The following is a 19834-nucleotide window of genomic DNA, read 5'->3' on the forward strand; positions in this document are numbered from 1 at the left end:
GTGCGCGACGGGCGGTTCAGTCTTCGGGGGTCGGAGCGGCCGCCTGAATCGCCGCTTCGACGAGGTCCGCGGCGGTGGTGGCGCGGGTGCGGCGGTTGCGGTCGTAGTACTGCGTGGTGGCGATGCTCGCATGGCCGACGTCGGCCTGGATGTGCTGGATCCGGGCGTCTTGCTCAAGGGCGATCGTGACGTAGGCGTGGCGCAGGGCGTGCGGATGGATGCGATCGGCTACGTCGGCCAGAGCAGGGCCTGCCTGTACTGCGATTCGCCGAAGCAGGGCGTTCATGTCGAAGCGGGAGCAGCGGCCGCCGTCGCGGGTCGCGATGAGCGGGGTGACGCCTGCATTCGTGCGGCCTCGTACTGCGGGTGCTGTGGCTTCGGCTGTGCGGTCGCGCTCGGCCAGGTAGGTCTGCAGTGCTGTGGAGGCCAGTTCGGTCAGGTAGACCTCGCGGTGGACACCACCCTTGCCCAGGACGCGCAGCATCGGTTCGCCGCCGGAGACCATCAGGTTGTCGCGATCCAGGCCGACCAGTTCGGAGACGCGGAGGCCGAGGGTCAGCAGGGCGACGACGGCTACTGCGCGGGCGGCGTACAGGTTGCGGTGACGAGTGCGGTTGGGCAGGTGCGCCGCTGCGTCGAGCAGGGCTCTGAGTTGCGTTGCGGTGAGGCGGATGGTGGGCGACGCATCTCGGGCGCTGCGGTTGAGTCCCAGACGGGTGCGGTTGAGCGCGGCGGGGTTTGCTGGGACTGCACCGACTTCTGTGAGGTAGGCGTAGAACGCGGAGAGGGTGGAGAGCATCCGCTGCCTGGTGCGCTTGCTGGCGTTTGCTGCTTCGAGCGTGTGCAGCCAGGCCTTCACATGGGTGCCGGTAGCTTCGCGCGGGTCCATCGCTCGTCCTGCACACCACCTGAACCACGCCAGGTCATACAACAGCCCGCTTTGAGCGGCAGGAGGCTTCGCCCGTACTACGCCCGCCGCTGCGGCGCTGGCCGGGTTGGTTGCCGCGTCTGACCGCTGCGTTGGGCTCCAGACCGCCCACTCCTGCGGGATGCCCAGCGCGTAGGCGTAGGTCTGCCGAGTCCCCTGGTTCGCGTACTGCGTCAGCCACTCCATCACAAGCCGCTGAAGCCCCGCAGCGTCGCCGACACCAGGCCAGCTCCCGTCACCAGCCAGCTTCAGCTGCTCGCCCGCACCGGACACAGGCACCCCGTCACCCCCGCCTTGCGCGGGCGCCTCGTCGCCCGCGCCGGCCGCAGGCACGCCGCCACCCCCGCCAGACGTCGGGACCTCGGCACCCCGGCTGGGTGCAGGCGGCTCGTCAGCCGCGACGGGTGTGGGCACCGACTCCCACATCACCAGCACGTCGCTTATCGGCTCATTCTCTGGGCGGCGGTCGTTCATCGGGTCAGTTTTCACTGCCAGGTCGGTCGTTTCGGAGTGCCGCGCCGTCGCGCCCACGAAACGCTGGTTTCGTGGGGTTGTGGTTTGGTTTTGGAAACGCCGGATCGGTTTCGTGGTTTTGTAACCGCTAACTTCTAGGCTGCGTGGTATGGAGATCGGGCGGGAAGACGCGGGGAGATGCGGGTACAGCAAGTGCCGGGCCGAATTGCCGGCGCCGGGGATGCAAGGAGGGCGACCGCGGCGCTTCTGCCGGGATACGCGGTGGGAGGGCGGACGGACTTGTTCGCAGATGGCGCGGGCTGAGCGGGAGGCGCTGGGAGCACTCGGGCTGGATGCTGGGAGCAGTACGTTCCGGCTGGATGCCGAGCGACTGCGCGACCACCTGGACGCAGTACGCGGACCGGTGGACGCTCTGACTGCTGCGCTGGCATCAGTCACGGCTCGGCTCGATGAGGTGGAGGCGGCTGCGGTCGCTGCCGTGGAGACGGCGCACGGCCAGGTCGCCGAAGCTGAGCGGAGCCGAGTCGCCGCCAAGGAGGCTCGGGAGCAGGCGGAGAACCGGGCTCGGCAGAGTGCGACGACTGCGGAGAGAGCTGCGAAGGAACGTAGTGAGGCTGTGGAGCGCGCCAACGCTGCAGCACGCCAGGCGTTGCAAGCCACCGAGGCGCTGGGCGCCGCGCGTCAGGAAGCCGAGCAGGCGATCGCTGCACAACGAGCTGCCGAGGTTCTCGCCGGGCGGCTGGAGGAACGGGTTGCGAGCGCGGAGCGGGAGGCGCGCGATACCGCAGTACTGGCTGAGCGGGCGGCGGCCGAACGGGATGCCGCTCACGAAGAGCGCGAGGTACTGCGTGCTGAGCTGGCCTCGGAACGCGATCGCGCCCGGACGGCGGAGACGGCACAGGCACATGAGGTCGCAGCACGCCACGCCCTCACCGACAAGCTCGCCGCAGCCGAACAAGCTCACCTGGCCGCAGCAACCGCCCTACAAGAAGCAGCCGACAAGCAGACCCGTTTGGAACAGGAGACGCGCGAACTACAAGCCGAACACACAGTCGAGCTCACCCGTCTTCGCGCCAAGCAAACCGCAGAACTCACCGATCTGCACACCGAAGTCACTCGACTGACCACCGAACTCGACCAACTCAGAGCCTCACCAAAGACACCACCACGCCTACACCCAGACGACCTCCAAGCAGTGCTCACCGCCGTCGCCACTCACACCTCCGCCACCCACCCCTAGGCGCCTACTCCACGGCCGTGCCGCCCGTCACCGCCTGGTCCGGCGGAAGCGTCGCTTGCTTCGACGTCTGGAGGGGTTGTGCTGGGTGGGCGGTTGGGGGAATGGTGGCTTAACTAGGAGGAACGTCATGGCAGACAAGGCGAACACTTCCCAGGGCGCCGGAGCCGCTCCCAGTGCGGACAGCCCGGCCGCCATTCGTAACGTGGTACTCGTCGGCCCGTCGGGTGCCGGCAAGACCACCCTCGTCGAGGCGTTGCTGGTCGCCTCCGGGGTGCTGTCCAGACCGGGCTCGGTGCTCGACGGGACGACCGTCTGCGACAGCGACGAGGCGGAGATCCGGCAACAGCGCTCCGTCGGCCTGGCCCTCGCCTCGCTCCCGCACGCCGGGATGAAGGTGAACCTGATCGACACCCCCGGGTACGCCGATTTCGTCGGCGAACTCCGGGCCGGTCTGAGAGCAGCGGATTGCGCTCTCTTCGTGATCCCGGCGAACGAGTCCGTGGACGAACCGACGAAGGCGCTCTGGCAGGAATGCGACCAGGTCGGGATGCCGCGCGCCGTGGTGATCACCAAACTCGACCACGCCCGCGCGAACTACCAGAACGCGCTCTCCGCCGCTCAGAACGCCTTCGGGGACAAGGTTCTGCCGCTCTACCTGCCCACGAGCGACGGGCTGATCGGGTTGCTGTCCCAGACCCAGTACCAGTACGACGGCGGCAAGCGGACGACACGCGATCCCGACCCGGAGTACGCGGACCAGATCGAAGAACAACGCGGCACCTTGATCGAAGGGATCATCGAGGAGTCCGAGGACGAATCCCTGATGGACCGGTATCTCGGCGGCGAGGAGATCGGCCAGGACGTCCTGATCGAAGATCTCGAGAGAGCGGTTGCTCGCGGATCCTTCTTCCCTGTTCTCCCGGTGTGCAGCGGCACCGGCGTCGGAACGCTCGAGCTGCTCGAGGTCGCGACGAGTGGGTTCCCCTCGCCGACCGAACACCCCGTGCCCGAGGTGTTCTCGCCGCACGGCGTACCGAAGAAGAAGCTGCCCTGTGACCCGAGCGGCCCATTGCTCGCCGAGGTGGTGAAGACGACGTCGGACCCGTACGTCGGCAGGGTCAGCCTGGTCCGGGTGTTCTCCGGCACCATCAGGCCCGACACGACGGTTCACGTGTCGGGCCATTTCACGTCCTTCTTCGGCGAGGGCAACACGCATGTCGATCACGACGAGGACGAGCGGATCGGCACCCTCTCCTTCCCATTGGGCAAGCAACAGCGGCCTGCCTCGGCGGTGGTCGCGGGTGATCTGTGCGCGATCGGCCGGCTGACGCGTGCGGAGACCGGTGACACGCTTTCCGACAAGGCCGAGCCGCTGCTGCTCAAACCGTGGAACATGCCCGAACCGCTGCTGCCGATCGCCGTACAGGCGCATGCGAAGACCGACGAGGACAAGTTGTCCGTCGGGCTGCAGCGGCTCGCGGCTGAGGATCCGACGTTGCGCATCGAGCAGAACCCCGAGACGCACCAGATCGTCCTGTGGTGCATGGGCGAGGCGCATTCGGACGTCGTACTGGACGCGCTGGCCAACCGGTACGGCGTGACGGTGGACACCGTGGAGCTTCGGGTGCCGTTGCGGGAGACGTTCGGCGGCAAGGCGAAGGGGCACGGGCGGCACGTGAAGCAGTCGGGCGGGCATGGCCAGTACGCCGTCTGCGACATCGAGGTCGAGCCGTTGCCGGAGGGTCTCGAGTTCGAGTTCGTCGACAAGGTGGTCGGTGGGTCGGTGCCGCGGCAGTTCATCCCGAGTGTGGAGAAGGGCGTGCGCGCGCAGATGGAGCGGGGTGTCGGCGCGGGGTATCCGGTGGTGAACATCCGGGTCACGTTGCTCGACGGCAAGGCGCACAGCGTCGATTCGTCGGACATGGCGTTCCAGATGGCGGGCGGACTTGCCCTGCGCGATGCCGCGAACGCGACCAAGGTGAATCTGCTCGAACCCGTCGATCTCGTCTCGGTGCTGGTGCCCGATGATCTGGTCGGCTCGGTGATGAGTGATCTGTCCGGGCGCCGCGGGCGGTTGCTGGGTACCGAGCGAGTCGGCGACGACCGCACGCTGGTCAAGGCCGAGGTGCCGCAGGTGGAGATCACCCGGTACGCGGTCGACCTGAGATCGCTCTCTCATGGCGCTGCGTCGTTCACGCGCTCCTTCGTCCGCTACGAAGCGATGCCTGATTCGGCAGCCGCCCGCGTCAAATCCTCCGCTTGACTGGCACGGTGTGGTCCCTGAACTCCCCCGGCTGCGGTGGTTCGGGGTGGGGGCGCTTTAGGGTGACGGGATGAGTGAGAACTGTCTTTTTTGTGGGATTGTCGCGGGGTCCATTCCTTCTCAGCAGGTGGCGGAGAACGAGCGGGCGATCGCGTTCATGGACATCAATCCGGCCACTCGTGGGCATCTGCTGGTGATCCCGCGGGCGCACGCGAAGGATCTGCGGGAGAGCGCTCCCGAGGATCTCACCGCGGCGACCCTGCTGGCGCAGTCGTTGGTGACCACGGTGATCGAGCGGCTCGACGCCGACGGCGCGAACCTGCTCAGTTGCATCGGCGCCGACGCCTGGCAGAGCGTGTTCCACACCCACCTGCACGTGATCCCGCGGTACAAGAACGACCCGCTCCAACTCCCCTGGCACCCGACACCCGGTGACATGGAAGAAATCGCAGCCACCGCCGCCGAACTCCGCTGATCCAGCCGATACTGCGGCCCGCGCGCCCCAGATCCTCAGGGGGCTGGGGCGAGGCGGGCCGGGGCGGGGCGGCCTGAACAAGACGTAGGGCAAGCGAGGCGAGGCGGCTAGGCGGAGCTGTAACGCCGTGGGCGGTCATGACACTTCAGTGCATCGGGACTTCCGGAGCATCTGGAGTGGTCATGTCGAAGCTGGTACGGCGGTTGGTGCCGTTGCAGGGGGCCGCGTTTCTGCAGGGGGTCGGATTCTGGGTTCCGGTGGAGAAGTTGTTCATGACCGGGATCGGGTTCGATGCGGCGACGATCGGGGTGATGGCCGCTGCGTACGCCGCGTTGGTGCCCGGTGTTGAGGTGATCTCCGGGATCTTGGCCGATCGTTGGTCTCGTCGCGGGGTGCTGGTGGTTGCCGGGGTCGCGATGTTCGCGAGTGTGCTGATCGGCGGGCTCAGTCGCAACGTGCTCACCTACATCGTCGCGGCGCTCGTGCTCGGCATCTACTTCGCGATGTACTCGGGCACAGTCGAGGCGATCGTCTACGACACCGTGCTCGAGGAGACCGGCAGTAGCGCCGACTACGAGCGGCAGATCGGCAGAATCCGGCTGATCGAGAGCGTAGCCCTCGTGCTGAGCGCCCTGGCCGGCGGCTGGATCGCAGCCGCCGCGAGCCCACGGCTCACCTACTTCCTCACCCTCCCGTTCGTCGTCGTCTCGTTGCTCGCCCTCGCATCGTTCCGCGAGCCGCGCCTCCACGAAACAAGTGAGCGCTCTCCGCTCCGGCAACATCTCAAGGTCACCTACGCCGCGATCACCCGACGCGGCCGGCTCATCCCGATCGCCGCCGCATCCGTCATGTCGGCATTGTTGCTGCAGGCAATCTTCGAGTTCGGCCCGCTCTGGCTGATCGCGCTCTCTGCGTCTCCCGTGCTGTACGGACCCTTCTGGGCCGGCCTCGTCTCCACGCTCGGCGTCGGTGGTCTGCTGGCCGGACGAGTGCGGCTCGACAAACCGATACCCGTCGTCCTCGTGGTTATCGCGATGGCGCTGGCCTGCCTGACGATGACCACCAGCCACAACCTCGCCGCGCTGACCGCAGCGATGATCACGCTCACCCTCTTGCTCGTCGTCGCGGGAATCCATCTCAGCCGCCTGATGCACGACGCGGTCCCCTCGACGATCCGGACCGGTGTCGCTTCGGGGATCAGCGCGGTCTCCTGGATCTTCTTCCTGCCGTTCGCGCTCGGATTCGGTGCCGTGAGCAACCAGTACGGCGTGTACACGGCCGGCTGGATGATCACAGCAGCGGTCGCTCTTGCCGGGGCCGGCCTGATCTGGGTGATCGCCCGGCCAGTCACCGACCCGGCCGAGCGACTCGAAGCAACCGGGTCCGAGCAACACGCAGTACTGCGAACCGCGGCGTGACTACTCTGATGCGATGGAAGGGATTCCGCCGGACGAGGTTCTGGTCGCCCGGCTGCGGAGCGGCGAAGAGAGCGCTTTCGCGTTGCTGCTCGACAGTTGGTCCGGTGGCATGCTGCGACTGGCCAGGTCTTTCGTCTCCACCGAGGAGTCCGCCGCCGAGGTCGTGCAGGAGACCTGGCTCGCGGTGATCGAGGGGATCGACCGGTTCGAGGGGCGGTCGTCGCTGAAGACGTGGATCTACCGGATCCTCACCAACCAGGCGAAACGCCGCGGAGTCCGCGAGCACAAAGTCGTCCCCGTGAGCAGCATCCAAACCGGCAGCAGCGCGGAGGGCAGCCTCGACGACACCGGCCCGACGGTCGACCCCGCCAGATTCCGGCCCGCGGGCGATCCCTATCCGGGACACTGGTGGGAGTTCCCGGCGAGCTGGCCGACGCCCGAGCAAGGCCTGCTGGGAGGCGAGGCCCGGATCCTCCTGAGCCAGGCTCTCGTGGAACTGCCCGAGCGCCAACGGGCGGTGATCGTACTGCGCGACGTCGAGGGCTATTCCTCGGACGAGGTCTGCGACCTGCTCGAGATCTCGCAGGGGAACCAGCGAGTCCTGCTGCACCGTGCTCGCGCGTTCCTGCGAGGCAAACTGGAGGAGTACTACAAGGAGGCGAAGCCGTGACCGATCTCGACTGCCAGGAGTTCGTCGAGCAGGTGACCGCGTTCCTCGAAGGCGGCCTAGACCCCGCCGAAGAGCAGCGGTTCGTGGACCACCTCGCCCTATGCGACGGTTGCGACCGCTACCTCGACCAGGTCCGCCAGACCGTGCATGCCCTTCGCGAGCTCCCCAAGGAAGCGCTCTCTCCGGAAAACCGGCAAGCCCTGCTCAACATCTTCCGCGCAAGGCACTAACGCCGCGCGACCAGCTCGTAGACAGCCATCAGCTCGCCGATCAACACTTCCCAGTCATACCGCCGTACGGCGTTGCGCCCGGCCGACCGCAGTTTGTCCCGTTCGTCGGGCGAGCCGAGCAGCCGCGAGGCGCATCGGGCGAGTGCGGCGGCGTCGCCCGGCTCGAACAACTCCCCCAGCCGGCCCCCGTCGAGCACCTGCCGGAAGGCGGCCAGATCGCTCGCCAGCACAGGTGCTCCGGAGGCCATCGCCTCCAGCAGCACGATGCCGAAGCTCTCGCCGCCGAGATGCGGAGCGACGTACACGTCCGAGCCGGCGAACATGTCCGCCCGCGCCGCATCGTCGATGGCGCCGAGGAAGAGAACGTTCTCCCGGCAGAACTCCGGCAGCGATCGCCGGGCCTCGTCGGCCTGCCCGGCGCCGGCAACCAGGACGCGCAGGTGCGGCCGCTCGGTCACCAAATGCGGAACAGCGGCGAGCAGAACGCCCAGTCCCTTGCGCGGTTCGTCCATCCGGCCGAGGAAGCTGATCGTCCCGTCCGCACCCTGCCAATCCGGTCGCGGCTGACCAGCGAAACGCGCGGTGTAGAGCCCGTTCGGGATCACCACGGCCTCGCCGCCGATGTGCTGGACCATCATCGAGCGCGCGTTCTCCGACACCGCGATCCGGGCGTCGATCTTCTCCAGCGCCGGCCGCAGCAATCCGGCCGCCGCGCTCATCGCCCGCGATCGCACCTGCCAGGTGTGAAAGGTGGCGACGAACGGTCCCTCGCCGGACCACAACGCGATGATCGATACGCTCGGCGTAGTCGGTTCGTGCACGTGGACGACATCGAAGTCCCCATCGGCGAGCCAGGCCCGCACCCGCGCCGCCGTACGCGGGCCGAAGGTGACGCGAGCGACGGAGCCGTTGTAGGGAACACCGACGGCGTGCCCCGAGCTCACGACGTACGGCGGCGCCGGGTGCTCGTCGTCGACGGGCGCGAGCACGGAGACCTCGTGGCCGCGGGACAGCAGCGCTTCGGCGAGATCGCGGACGTGGTTCTGCACTCCCCCCGGCGTTCCGAGCGAGTACGGGCAGACCAGGCCGATCTTCATCAGTCCACGAAGATCCGTTGCAGCATGTGCCAGTCCTGCGGATGAGCGGCGATCCCCTCGGCGAAGGCGTCCGCGCACCGCTGGGTCATCGCCGCCGGGCCACCGGCACGCTCGATGGGCTCGTGGAAGGTGATCACCAGATCCGGGCCGTCGTAGTGCAGCGTCGCCGGGATCAGCGGTGCACCGGTGCGGACGCTCAGCGCCGCGGGACCCGCCGGCATCCGCGACCGCCGACCGAAGAAGTCCACCGGCACACCGCGCTCCGACAGATCCCGATCGGCCACCAGACAGACGAACCCACCGGCGCGCAGGCGCTCGGCCAGTACGCCGAACACGTGCTCGTCGCTGCCGGTGAGCGGCAGCACCTCCATTCCCAGCTTCTTGCGATACGCAACAAACCGGTCGAACAGCGACTCCGGGCGTAGCCGCTCGGCCACGGTGGACACGGGCATCCCCGTCCGCCCCGCCCAGGCGCCTGCATGGTCGTAGTTCGCGAGGTGCGGAAGCGCGCAGATCACGCCGCGACCGGCGGCATGCGCGTCGCGGAGCACCTTCTCGTTGACGGTCCGGACCCGGCCGACGATCCGCGCGTCGTCCCATTCGGGGAGCCGGAACGCCTCCTGCCAGTAGCGCAGGTACGACCGCATTCCGGCCCCGGTCATCGCGTCCAGCTCAGCCGGCGTCGCGGCCGGCCGAACCACCGCGAGATTCGAGCGAAGCCGCTGAATGCCGCGCCCGTTCCGGCGTACGACGAAATCGGCGACCCGGTTGAAGCACCAGGTGACGACCGATTCCGGCAACCGGCGTACCAGCGCCCAGGCGAGCGCGAACGCCAGGTCGACCGCGCGCTGGCGCAAGCGTTCCACAGCTCAGGAGGTCGTCGGCGGGGTCCCCGACCCCGGCCGCTGGTGATCCCCCGGCAGCCCGTCGCCCGCCGCCGTCGACCCGCCCGCAGGAACCCCGTCGCCGCCCGAGACGCCGTCGGTCGCGCCCGGGGCGGGCGTCGGCGCTCCGGGCGAAGCTGCACCGGCGGGCGGCGTACCGAGGCCGGCGTTGGCCGGGTCGGACAGCACCTGCTTGCGGACGCTCAGGGTGCGCTGGACGACCGTGATCGTGCTGGCCACCGCGAGCACGCAGAGCACGATCTCGAGCAGGATGGGCAGGTTGAGCACGTCCGAGAAGAACCCGATCACCAGCACCGACACCAGCCGGTCCGAGCGCTCGGCGAGCCCGCCACTGGCGTGCAGCCCGAGGCTTTCGGCCTTCGCCCGCGCGTACGACGTGGTCGCGCCCATCACCAGCGCCCACAGGGTGACCGCGGCCATCCAACGCGAGTGGCCCGCGCTGCCGGCGTAGTACATGACGAGGCCGCCGAAGATCGCGCCGTCGCCGAGCCGGTCCAGCGTGGAGTCCAGGTACGACCCCCACTTCGACGACGTGCCCGAGGTGCGGGCCATGTAGCCGTCGATCAGGTCGGAGAACACGAAGCAGGTGATCACCACCACGCCCAGCCAGATGTGGCCGCGCGGGAAGAAGATCAGCGCGCCGGCGCAGACACCGATGGTGCCGACCAGCGTGACGGCGTCGGCGCTCACGCCGAGCTTCAGCAAGAGGTTGGCGATCGGCGAGATCACCTTGGTCCAGAACTGCCGGAATCTGTTAAGCATGGCGACGCGATCGTAGACCAGGCGGCTCACCATCGGATGACAGCGCCACCCCGAAGGCGCACCATTGCCTCACTGGGAGGCGAGATGACCGTACGACGTGGCGCCGTGATCCGGCTCTTTCTCGCCCTCGCGCTGATCGTCGTCACCGCCTCGAACTGCTCGGTCGCGCGCCGGGCCAACGACGCCCGGCCGAGCCCTGGGCAACCGGCGGTGATCGTGCCTGCCGCGGTGGCTCCGCCGCAGCCGGAAGGCCTCGACGGAAGCGCCGGAGCGCCCGGCCCACAGGTCTGTACGGCGATCAGCGCCGGCCTCGGCAAGGAACTGGGCGTCAAGGTCACCGCCAAGCGGTACTCCTGGAACGACGGCGGCCTGCCCGCGCTCGACCTGTGCACGCTGCTGCTCGACGACCGGCCCGTGCAGATCGGGGTCAGCGCGCTCCCGAAGCAGCCCGATTCGCTGAGCCGACTGTCGAGCGGGCTCACCCGCGGCGTTCCCGAGCTCGGCCCGGATGCCCGGCTCGGCACGGCCCGGCTGGCCTTCACGGCTGACGACCGGGTCGTCCGCATCACCTCGCCGGGCGGGATCGACCGCAGTACGGCGACCGGGATCGATCGCGCCAAGGCGGTCGCGATCGGCCTGGCCGTGCGCGCCGCAGTACCGGCCGTACTGCGGAATGCTCGCCAAGTGGATGCCGCGTGCCAGGTGTCCACTTCGGCGGCGGAGCGCTTCGTCGGCGCGCAGGTGCAGTTGCGGCGCGACTACCGGGTGAACGGGGCGCTCACCTGTATCTGGGGGACGTTCGACGCGACTGTGTCGATCGTGGAGTCGTTCGACCAGGACACGATCCCGGAGATCGTCACGTCTCCCCCGCCGGCCTTCGCCCCGATCGGTGAACCCGGCTACTACCTCCCCGACCAGGGCGAACTCGTGTTCCGCGAAGGCCGCCGAGTCGTCCGCGTCACCGGGCTGACCGTCCCGTCCCGGCCCGTCTCCCTCGACACCTTGGTAGGCATCGTCGGCCCGCTGCTCCCCCTCTTCATCCGCTGAGATCGACCGCGGTCCTGCGCGGCCGACTCGAAGCGAAGCGCCTGACAGCGACTGCTGCGTGCCCGACGGCGACTGCTGCACGCCAGACGGCTGTCTGAGCCTCGGTCAGCGAGTCAGTCGGTCGGCCAGGACTTGGCGAGGAGTGCTCGGGTGTCGGAGAGCAGCTGAGGAAGGACCTTCGTCTGGGCGACGACCGGCATGAAGTTGGTGTCGCCTCCCCAGCGCGGCACCACGTGCTGATGCAGGTGCGCGGCGATCCCCGCACCGGCGATCTCGCCCTGGTTCATCCCGATGTTGAAGCCGTGTGCCGCCGAGACGGTTCGCACGGTCTGCATCGCCTGCTGCGTCAGCTTCGCCACGTCGGCCACCTCCGCCGGCGTCAGCTCGGTGTAGTCGGCGACGTGCCGGTACGGCACCACCATCAGGTGGCCGGGGTTGTACGGGTACAGATTCAGCACGGCGTACGCCGACTCCGCGCGCGCCGCGATCAAGCCGTCCGCGTCGGACAACCCCGGGATCCGGCAGAACGGGCAGCCCGAGCCGGCGTCCGTACTCGTCGGCTTGTTCTCACCTTCGATGTAGGCCATCCGATGCGGGGTCCACAACCGCATGAACGGATCGGGCACCCCGACCCCGTCCCGCCCAGCGAGCTCGACCGGCTCGTACGGCGAGGAGCCTTGCTCGCCCGGCTGGTCGGCGCCGGGCAGGAGGGGTTGGTCGGTCATACCTGCACGCGCCTCTTGACCGCGTCGACGATCTCGGCGACGGCGTCGGCGATCGGGATGCCGTTCTTCTGCGAGCCGTCGCGGTACCGGAACGAGACCGAGCCGGCGGCCATGTCCTCATCACCCGCGATCAGCATGTACGGCACTTTCGCCTTCTGGGCATTGCGGATCTTCTTCTGCATCCGGTCGTCGGAGGCGTCGATCTCGATCCGGATGCCCTCGGCCTTGAGCTGCGCGGCTACGTCGTACAGGTAGTCCACGTGGCCGTCGGTGATCGGGATGCCGATGACCTGGACCGGTGCGAGCCACGGCGGGAAGACACCGGCGTAGTGCTCGGTCAGCACCGCGACGAACCGCTCGATCGAGCCGAACAGCGCCCGGTGGATCATCACCGGCCGCTGCCGCGAACCGTCGGGTGCCGTGTACTCCAGCTCGAACCGCTCGGGCAGGTTGAAGTCGAGCTGGATCGTCGACATCTGCCAGGTCCGGCCGATCGCGTCCCGGGCCTGGACGGAGATCTTCGGCCCGTAGAACGCGGCGCCGCCCGGATCCGGGACCAGCTCCAGCCCGGAACCCTCGGCGACCTCGCGGAGCGTCTCGGTGGCTTCTTCCCAGACCTCGTCGGAGCCGACGAACTTCTCCGGGTTCTTGGTCGACAGCTCGAGGTAGAAGTCATCCAGGCCGTAATCCGCCAGCAGGCCCAGCACGAAGTTCAGCAGGCCGCGAAGCTCGTCGCGCATCTGCTCGCGGGTGCAGTAGATGTGGGCGTCGTCCTGGGTGAAGCCGCGGGCCCGGGTCATGCCGTGGATGACGCCGGACTTCTCCAGCCGGTACACCGTGCCGAACTCGAACAGCCGCATCGGCAGCTCGCGGTACGACCGGCCGCGCGAGTCGAAGATCAGGTTGTGCATCGGGCAGTTCATCGGCTTGAGGTAGTAGTCCTGGCCCTGCTTGCGGATCTCGCCGTCCGGCCCGCGCTCCTCGTCCAGATGCATGGGCGGGTACATGCCGTCGGCGTACCAGTCCAGGTGGCCCGAGGTCTGGAACAGCTGTGCCTTGGTGATGTGCGGGGTGTAGACGAACTCGTAGCCGTCCTCGACGTGCCGCTGGCGGGAGTAGTCCTCCATCACCTTGCGGAGCACGCCGCCCTTGGGGTGGAAGACCGCCAGGCCGGAACCGATCTCGTCGGGGAAGCTGAACAGGTCGAGCTCGGTGCCCAGCTTGCGGTGGTCGCGCTTGGCGGCCTCCTCCAGGTGGTTCAGGTACGCCTTCAGGGCGTCGCGGGTGTCCCACGCGGTGCCGTAGATGCGCTGCAGCTGCGGGTTCTTCTCGCTGCCGCGCCAGTACGCCGCCGCGACCCGCATCAGCTTGAAGTTGCCCAGATAACCGGTGGCCGGCACGTGCGGACCGCGGCACAGGTCCTTCCAGGCGACGGTGTCGTCGCGCCGGACGTTGTCGTAGATCGTCAGCTCACCGGCGCCGACCTCGACATTCGCGCCCTCGGCCGCGTCCGCCGACGCGGAGCCCTTGATGCCGATCAGCTCCAGCTTGTACGGCTCGGAGGCCAGCTCGGTGCGGGCGTCGTCGTCGGAGACCACCCGGCGGCTGAACCGCTGCCGCTCCTTGATGATCTGCTGCATCTTCTTCTCGAGCTTGCCGAGATCCTCCGGCGTGAACGGAGTCGCCACGTCGAAGTCGTAGTAGAAGCCGTTCTCGACCGGCGGGCCGATGCCCAGCTTCGCGTCCGGAAAGAGGTCCTGCACCGCCTGGGCCAGGACGTGCGCGGTCGAGTGCCGGATGATGGCGAGGCCGTCGGCCGAGTCGGCCTTGACCGGCTCGATCTCGTCACCGTCCTCGACCACCCGGGCCAGATCGCGCAGCTCGCCGTTGACCTTGGCGGCGATGGCGGAACGATCCTGACCGAAGAGCTCGGCGAACAGCTCCCCGATCGTCGTCGTCTCGGTCACACTCCGCTCAGCCTCGCCCTCGACGCCGATCAGATGGACCTTGACTTCCGCCACGTTCACTCCTCGGATAGGTCGGCCCACAGCAGGCCGTCACACCGGAGATGGTATCCACTCCGCCGCCACACCCCGACGCCCCATCCACAGGCCCTTCCGATGGACGCAGGGCCTGTGGACAGCCGCGAGCCGGTCACGGTCGCGACGTCTAGGGTGAAAGCGATCGGACAGCCGCAACGAGGGAGGCAAAGACATGGACGAGGTGACGATCGAGCAGGACCTCGTCTACGCCACCCTCGACGGGACAGACCTGCGCCTCGACATCTATCGTCCCGCCGAGCCCGACACACCGGTCGTCCTCTACGCACACGGCGGCGGCTGGTCCCGGGGCGAGAAAAGCGAGGACAGCGCAACCCGGCTGGCACCTCTCGCCGCGTACGGCGTGACAGTGGTCTCGGCCGACTATCGGCTCGCTCCGAAAGCCGTCTTTCCTCAACAAGTGCACGACCTGAAAGGCGCAGTGCGATGGCTCCGGGCACAGGGGCCGCAGTTGGGACTCTCCACGCAGCGGATCGGTGTCTGGGGCACCTCAGCAGGTGCCTATTTGGGCTCGTTGCTCGCTCTCTCCAATGGAGACAGCGCACTGGAGGGCGCGGTGGGCGGCAACCTCGACCAGTCCTCCGCGGTCCAGGCGGTCGTCCACTGGTTCGGGCAGGTCGACCTGGAGGCCTCAGCAGCGCGTAGCCCACTGGAGGCCAAGCTGTTGCCGTTCCGATTCGAGGCTGACCTGTTGGGCATCGACGACCCTGAACGGCTTGCTGAGCGGGCCCATGAGTGGAGCCTGCTGTCGCGGGTCACACAACAGGCTCCACCCTTCCTGATCGCTCACGGCGATCGCGACCGGATCGTCCCGCCCGGCCAAGGCTTGGCCCTGCACGAAGCTCTGGTCCGGGCCGGCGTACGGAGCCGGTTCGAGTACGTTGGCGGCGCCGGCCACGAGGACTCCGAGTTCCACAGCCGGGCCACCCTCGCCAGCACAGCCGCGTGGCTACGCGCACTACTGCGTTGACGCATGACCAGGCAATCAAGACAGGCGCGCGGCGAGCAGGTCGGTGAGACCGATGCGTTCGTAGAACTCCTCCCGGATCCGGTCGCCGAGCTCGTTGACCCGCTCCGAGCCGTCGTCGGCCGGGTCGATGTGCACCCGGAAGGGCCTGCTCCCCTTGGGCAGGTCCACGACCCGGGCGATCTGACGTGCGACCTCGGTCGGGTCCGCGGTGCTGGGAGCCAGGGCGGCCAGCCGCTGGGCGACCTGGTCCATCAAACCGGCGTACTGCGCGTCGTAAGCCGCAGCGATGTCGGCGTCCGCGGGATGGCCTGCGTGGGCGAAGTGGTTGGTGCCGGTCGTGAAGGAACCAGGTACGACGATGGTGGTGTCAATGCCGAAACGGGCCAGCTCGGCGGCGTAGCTGACCGCGAGCGAGTCCTCGGCCGCCTTCGCCGCGAAGTACGGCGCCAGGTACGGCGGGGTGCCGCCGCGGGTGCTGGACGAACCGACCCAGACCAGCAGCCCGTCACCGCGAGCGCGCAGGTGCGGAAGGACCGCCCGGTTGACCCGCTGGGTGGAGAGCACGTTCACGTCGTAGACCTCCATGAGCTGCTCCGGCGTGAACGCCTCGGCCGGCCCCAGCACCATGTGTCCGGCGTTGTGCACGATCACGTCGATCTCGCCGGCCTCGGCCAGTACCTCCTTGATCGCACTGTCGACCGATTCCTGCTGGGTGACGTCCAACTCGAGGGCGCGGACGTCGACCGACCGGCTCTTGGCGTAGTCCGCGAGCTCGGCGACAGCGGCGGCGTTGCGGCTGCTGGTGTTCCGCATCCCGGCGTACACGCGGTGACCGGCGTCGGCGAGGGCGCGCGCGGTCATCGCGCCGAACCCGCTCGAGGCACCGGTGACGACGATGTTCTTCGACATGGCTGACCTCCTGATCTAGATGACGCCGCCGTTGACGTAGACGACCTGGCCGTTGACCCAGCGGGCCGGCCCGGCAAGGAAGGAGACGGCCTCGGCGATGTCGGCCGGTACGCCGAGCCGCTGCAGGGGCGCCAGGTTCGTCAGGTGGTCGATGGTCGCCTGGTCCTTGCCGTCCAGGAACAGCGCGGTCGCGGTGGGGCCGGGCGCTACAGCGTTCACGGTGATGTCCCGGCCACGCAGCTCCCGGGCGAGGATCAGAGTCATTGCGTCGACGGCGCCCTTGGTGGCGGCGTACCCGGTGTAGCCCTCGAAGGCGAGCTTGACCACCGAGGAGGAGAAGTTCAGGATCGCGCCACCCTTCCGGACCCGGCGGGCGGCCTGCTGGTTCACGACGAACGTGCCGCGGATGTTGATCCGGTGCATCCGGTCCAGGTCGTCGAGGTCGAACTGGGCCAGCGGCGACAGCAGCATGATGCCCGCGGTGTGCACCACCACGTCAACACCGCCGTAGCGCTCCTCGACGACGTCGAACAGTTCCCCGACCTGCGACTCGTCGGCGACGTCGGCGCCGAAGCTGCTCGCGGTGCCGCCGTCGTCGGAGATCGTCTTGACGACCTCGTCGGCGGTGACCGGGTTGCCCGCGTAGTGCACCAGGACGCTCATCCCGTCGGCCGCGAGCCGCTGGGACACCTCGCGGCCGATGCCGCCGGATCCGCCGGTGACGATCGCGACGCGTGGGCCGGGACTGGTACCGGGAGTGGTCATGTCGTTTTCCTCCGATCAGGCAGCCGCGATCCGCGCGGCGATCCGGATCACCACACTGTTACGCCGATCGGCACCGCTGGCGCCCGTCATACCCGGGGTTCCACCCCCGGGTTCAGAGCCCCGGGGTTCCGGCCTGTGGTGAAGAGTCGTCAGAGGGCGCGGACGAGTTCGTAGCGGGACGTGATTCCGAGCTTCGCGAAGACGTTGCTCAGGTGGTACTCGACGGTGCGGGGGCTCAAGAACAGCCGGGTACCGATCTCCGGATTCGACAGGCCGTCGCGCGCCAGCCGGGCAACCTGCGATTCCCGCGCCGTCAACGCACCGACTGCCGGCGCCCTTCGTTTCCGGGCCTTCTCCCCCGTGGCCACCAGCTCGTGATGGGCCCGGTCCGCGAACGCTTCGGCACCCATTGCCGTGAACTGCTCGTGCGCCGCCCGCAACTGCTGTCGCGCGTCCAGCCGCCGCCCCTGCCTGCGCAGCCACTCGCCGTACAGCAACGTCGTACGGGCCGACTCGGTACCTACTCGGGTCTGCCCGAGCCGCTCGATCGCCTCTCGGTACAGCGCTTCTGCTTGATCATCGTCGCTCAGCAAAGCCCGGCACCGAGCTTCCAGCCCGAGCGCCCAACCAGTGCCGCTGGCGCCGGTCATGGTGGCGATCCAGTCGAACACCTCGACGGCGAGCTCGCGGCGTCCGCTCCGGACGGCCGCCTCGATCAGCTCCGCAGCGGCCCAGTTCGCCACGCCCGGGTAGCGCAGCTCTGGGTACTGCTGGTGGCGAAGCGCCTCCTGGGCGGCGCTCATCGCCTCGGGATAGTTGCCCAGGCCGTTGTGGAGCACCGCGTTGGTCCAATGCGCCACGGCTGTGCCGATGCCTTCACCTCGCCGGGTCACGTCGGGGATGGTGTCCTCGATCAGACCCGACACTTCCGCCTCGCGGCCGCAGTACGCCGCCAGGGCCATCGCGCTGTACGGCGCAAGGTTGCTGCTGGTCGCCTCGGTCACGGCGAGTCCCTCGTCGACCAGCGATCGCGCGGCGGTCAATTCGCCCGCGAACAGCAGCATGTACGCGTGCGTGCTCAGCGCCAGCGGCAGCTCGCTCAACACCCCTCCGGCGCGCGCCAGCTCGACGTACCGGCGGGACAGCAGGTGCCAGGACTCGTCGTCCCACAGGTGCAGGGCGGCCTCCGTGCCCAACCACAGCCAACGCAGCTCCTCCTCCGGCGACATACCGCTGCCGAACTCGACCAGTGCCTGCCGCAGCAGAAGGGCTCCCGCCGCGTAGCCCTCGGTGAAGTTCGCCGCCAGCCCGTCCAGCAGCAGGTCCGGCGCTCGGGGATTGGTCGGCCGCGGCGCTGTCGCGGCAGCGCGGGCCACATCGAGCGTGCTGCCTCCAGGGCTGGCCAGCGTGCCGACGAACATCGCGGCTGTCAGGGCGTCCAGGTACGTCGCGCGGCACAGCTCGACGTCGATCGGCTCGAGACGCTGGGCAGCTCTGAGGAGCAACGGCGGCGCCTCGCGGCCCCGGCTGGTGACGAAGGCCAGCTGGGCGCGCAGCAGGTCCACGCGTGCCTGTTCCAATTCGCCGAGCTCGGCGGCCTCGGCCATCGCCAGTAGATCCGCTGCCGCGTCGAATGCGCCGGCCTGCAACTTGGCCTGGGCCGCGGCCAGTGCACGTCCCGCTCGCAGCCCCGGATCCGGGGTCAGCACGGCGGCTCGTTCGAGGAAGGCGGCAGCGGCGGCAAGCCCGCCCCGCGCCTGCGCCCGCCCAGCAGAGCGCTCCAGTTCGCCGGCCACCTGCTCGTCCGGACCGCTCGCGGCATTGGCCAGATGCCAGGTACGGCGATCGGCGTCGCTGTCCGGATCGGTCACCTCCGCCAACGCACGGTGCGCCTCCGCACGTTGCTCCGGCGTCGCTTCCCGGTAGACCGCCGACCGAACCAGCGGGTGACGAAAGGTGATCCGCTCATCGATCTCGAGCAGGCCCGCGAAGCTCGCGGGATCCAGCCCATCCATCCCGATTCCGAGCTGCCCCGCCGCCCGGCGTACCAGGGCTGGATCGCCCACCGGCTCGACCGCGGCGAGCAGCAGCAGCCGGCGCCGGTCCGGCGACAGTGGCGCGAGCCGGCGGCGGAAGCTGTCCTCGATCCGGCCGGCGAGACTCTTGGCGTCCAGCAGCCCGAAGCCACCGGCCAGCTGGGTGTGGCTGAGCTCGCGCGGCAACTCCAGCAGGGCCAGCGGATTGCCCCGCGTCTCGGCGACGATGCGATCGCGGACCCCTTCGTCAAGTGCTCCCGGAATCGCCGCGGCCAGCAGCCGCCGTGCAGGCTCCGCCGGCAGACCGGTCAGAGCCAGCTGCGGCAGACCGCTGAACGACCCCTCGGCGACCGGGTCGCGCACGGAGAACACCAGTCCGACGGACTCCGCCAGCAACCGGCGCCCGACGAACGCGAGAGTCTCCGCCGAGATCCGGTCCAGCCACTGGGCATCGTCGACAACGCACAGCAGCGGAGTCTCGGCCGCAACAGCAGCCAGCAGGCTCAGCACGGCCAGTCCCACCAGGAAGCGGTCCGGCGGAGCACCGGTTCGCAGGCCGAATGCCGTGGCAAGCGCGTCCTGCTGAGGAGTCGGAATGCGGCCCAGGTGGTCCAGCAGCGGCGTACACAGCAGATGCAGTCCAGCAAAGGCCAGCTCTGCCTCAGCCTGTACGCCGGCCGCTCGCACCACCCGGCAGCCCGACGCCTCCGCGACCAGATAACCCAGCAAAGCCGACTTGCCGATGCCGGCCTCTCCCGAGATCACCAGGGACCGGCTGGCTCCGCTCCGCAGGTCAGCCAGCAGTGCATCGAGTTGCCGGCGCTCGGTGTCCCGGTCCACCAACATGCTTCGAAGCTAAC

General features: G+C 68.8%; 17 protein-coding genes. 8 read left to right on the forward strand and 9 right to left on the reverse strand.

All coding sequences use genetic code 11. The annotated features are described in order from the left end of the window. Positions 1–16: 16 nt before the first annotated feature. The gene (locus DIZ26_RS10795) at positions 17–1402 is read right to left on the reverse strand and encodes a tyrosine-type recombinase/integrase (RefSeq protein ID WP_232828249.1); all 1386 of its coding nucleotides are present in this window, start codon (positions 1400–1402) and stop codon (positions 17–19) included. Between the two features lie 289 nt (positions 1403–1691). On the opposite strand from DIZ26_RS10795, the gene DIZ26_RS10800 reads away from it, so the two are divergent. The 6 genes from DIZ26_RS10800 (at position 1692) to DIZ26_RS10825 (ending at position 7698) form a co-directional block, all read left to right on the forward strand. Beyond that, positions 1692–2642, forward strand: a complete 951-nt coding sequence (locus tag DIZ26_RS10800) for a coiled-coil domain-containing protein (RefSeq protein ID WP_112239967.1) — start codon at positions 1692–1694, stop codon at positions 2640–2642. Between the two features lie 127 nt (positions 2643–2769). Next, entirely contained in the window at positions 2770–4905 is a 2136-nt protein-coding gene (locus tag DIZ26_RS10805) for an elongation factor G-like protein EF-G2 (RefSeq protein WP_112239969.1), read from the forward strand. A gap of 70 nt (positions 4906–4975) precedes the next feature. Next, positions 4976–5380: an HIT family protein gene (locus tag DIZ26_RS10810; protein WP_112239971.1), complete on the forward strand. Its 405-nt coding sequence runs from the start codon at positions 4976–4978 to the stop codon at positions 5378–5380. Between the two features lie 182 nt (positions 5381–5562). Next, positions 5563–6798, forward strand: a complete 1236-nt coding sequence (locus DIZ26_RS10815; protein ID WP_232828251.1) for an MFS transporter — start codon at positions 5563–5565, stop codon at positions 6796–6798. A gap of 13 nt (positions 6799–6811) precedes the next feature. Then, complete coding sequence (locus DIZ26_RS10820; RefSeq protein WP_112239974.1) at positions 6812–7468, forward strand: RNA polymerase sigma factor; 657 nt, start codon at positions 6812–6814, stop codon at positions 7466–7468. Then, on the forward strand, positions 7465–7698 hold the full coding sequence (locus DIZ26_RS10825; protein WP_112239976.1) for an anti-sigma factor family protein: 234 nt from the start codon (positions 7465–7467) through the stop codon (positions 7696–7698). Before DIZ26_RS10820 ends, DIZ26_RS10825 begins: the two co-directional genes overlap by 4 nt. On the opposite strand, the gene DIZ26_RS10830 is transcribed toward DIZ26_RS10825, so the two are convergent. Genes DIZ26_RS10830 through pgsA form a run of 3 tightly spaced genes read right to left on the reverse strand, consistent with a single transcriptional unit; the run spans position 7695 to position 10462 of the window. Beyond that, positions 7695–8795: a glycosyltransferase family 4 protein gene (locus tag DIZ26_RS10830; protein WP_112239978.1), complete on the reverse strand. Its 1101-nt coding sequence runs from the start codon at positions 8793–8795 to the stop codon at positions 7695–7697. The two genes, DIZ26_RS10825 and DIZ26_RS10830, sit on opposite strands and share 4 nt — an antisense overlap. Continuing rightward, a complete protein-coding gene (locus DIZ26_RS10835; RefSeq protein WP_112239980.1) occupies positions 8795–9661 on the reverse strand; it encodes a phosphatidylinositol mannoside acyltransferase in 867 nt (288 codons plus the stop codon). The genes DIZ26_RS10830 and DIZ26_RS10835 overlap by 1 nt, the downstream gene beginning before the upstream one ends. A gap of 3 nt (positions 9662–9664) precedes the next feature. Continuing rightward, the gene (pgsA, locus tag DIZ26_RS10840; protein ID WP_332872723.1) at positions 9665–10462 is read right to left on the reverse strand and encodes a phosphatidylinositol phosphate synthase; all 798 of its coding nucleotides are present in this window, start codon (positions 10460–10462) and stop codon (positions 9665–9667) included. 84 nt (positions 10463–10546) lie between these two features. Here pgsA and DIZ26_RS10845 point away from each other — a divergent pair, with 84 nt between their 5' ends. Next, the gene (locus DIZ26_RS10845; protein ID WP_232828252.1) at positions 10547–11509 is read left to right on the forward strand and encodes a hypothetical protein; all 963 of its coding nucleotides are present in this window, start codon (positions 10547–10549) and stop codon (positions 11507–11509) included. Between the two features lie 113 nt (positions 11510–11622). On the opposite strand, the gene DIZ26_RS10850 is transcribed toward DIZ26_RS10845, so the two are convergent. Continuing rightward, complete coding sequence (locus DIZ26_RS10850) at positions 11623–12234, reverse strand: HIT family protein (RefSeq protein WP_112239982.1); 612 nt, start codon at positions 12232–12234, stop codon at positions 11623–11625. Continuing rightward, positions 12231–14255, reverse strand: coding sequence for a threonine--tRNA ligase (gene thrS / locus DIZ26_RS10855; RefSeq protein ID WP_198676035.1), 2025 nt, complete (start codon positions 14253–14255; stop codon positions 12231–12233). The genes DIZ26_RS10850 and thrS overlap by 4 nt, the downstream gene beginning before the upstream one ends. A 193-nt stretch (positions 14256–14448) precedes the next feature. On the opposite strand from thrS, the gene DIZ26_RS10860 reads away from it, so the two are divergent. Continuing rightward, positions 14449–15264, forward strand: a complete 816-nt coding sequence (locus DIZ26_RS10860) for an alpha/beta hydrolase (protein WP_112239983.1) — start codon at positions 14449–14451, stop codon at positions 15262–15264. A gap of 15 nt (positions 15265–15279) precedes the next feature. Here DIZ26_RS10860 and DIZ26_RS10865 read toward each other — a convergent pair whose 3' ends face one another. The 3 genes from DIZ26_RS10865 to DIZ26_RS10875 all read right to left on the reverse strand — a co-directional run bounded on the left by DIZ26_RS10865 (position 15280) and on the right by DIZ26_RS10875 (position 19820). Then, complete coding sequence (locus tag DIZ26_RS10865; RefSeq protein WP_112239985.1) at positions 15280–16173, reverse strand: SDR family oxidoreductase; 894 nt, start codon at positions 16171–16173, stop codon at positions 15280–15282. A 15-nt stretch (positions 16174–16188) separates the two neighbouring features. Further along, entirely contained in the window at positions 16189–16938 is a 750-nt protein-coding gene (locus tag DIZ26_RS10870; RefSeq protein WP_112239987.1) for an SDR family oxidoreductase, read from the reverse strand. 149 nt (positions 16939–17087) lie between these two features. Further along, entirely contained in the window at positions 17088–19820 is a 2733-nt protein-coding gene (locus DIZ26_RS10875) for a helix-turn-helix transcriptional regulator (protein ID WP_112239989.1), read from the reverse strand. Positions 19821–19834 lie beyond the last annotated feature (14 nt).

The organism is Kribbella monticola (assembly GCF_003261635.1).
GTDB classification, from domain to species: domain Bacteria; phylum Actinomycetota; class Actinomycetes; order Propionibacteriales; family Kribbellaceae; genus Kribbella; species Kribbella monticola.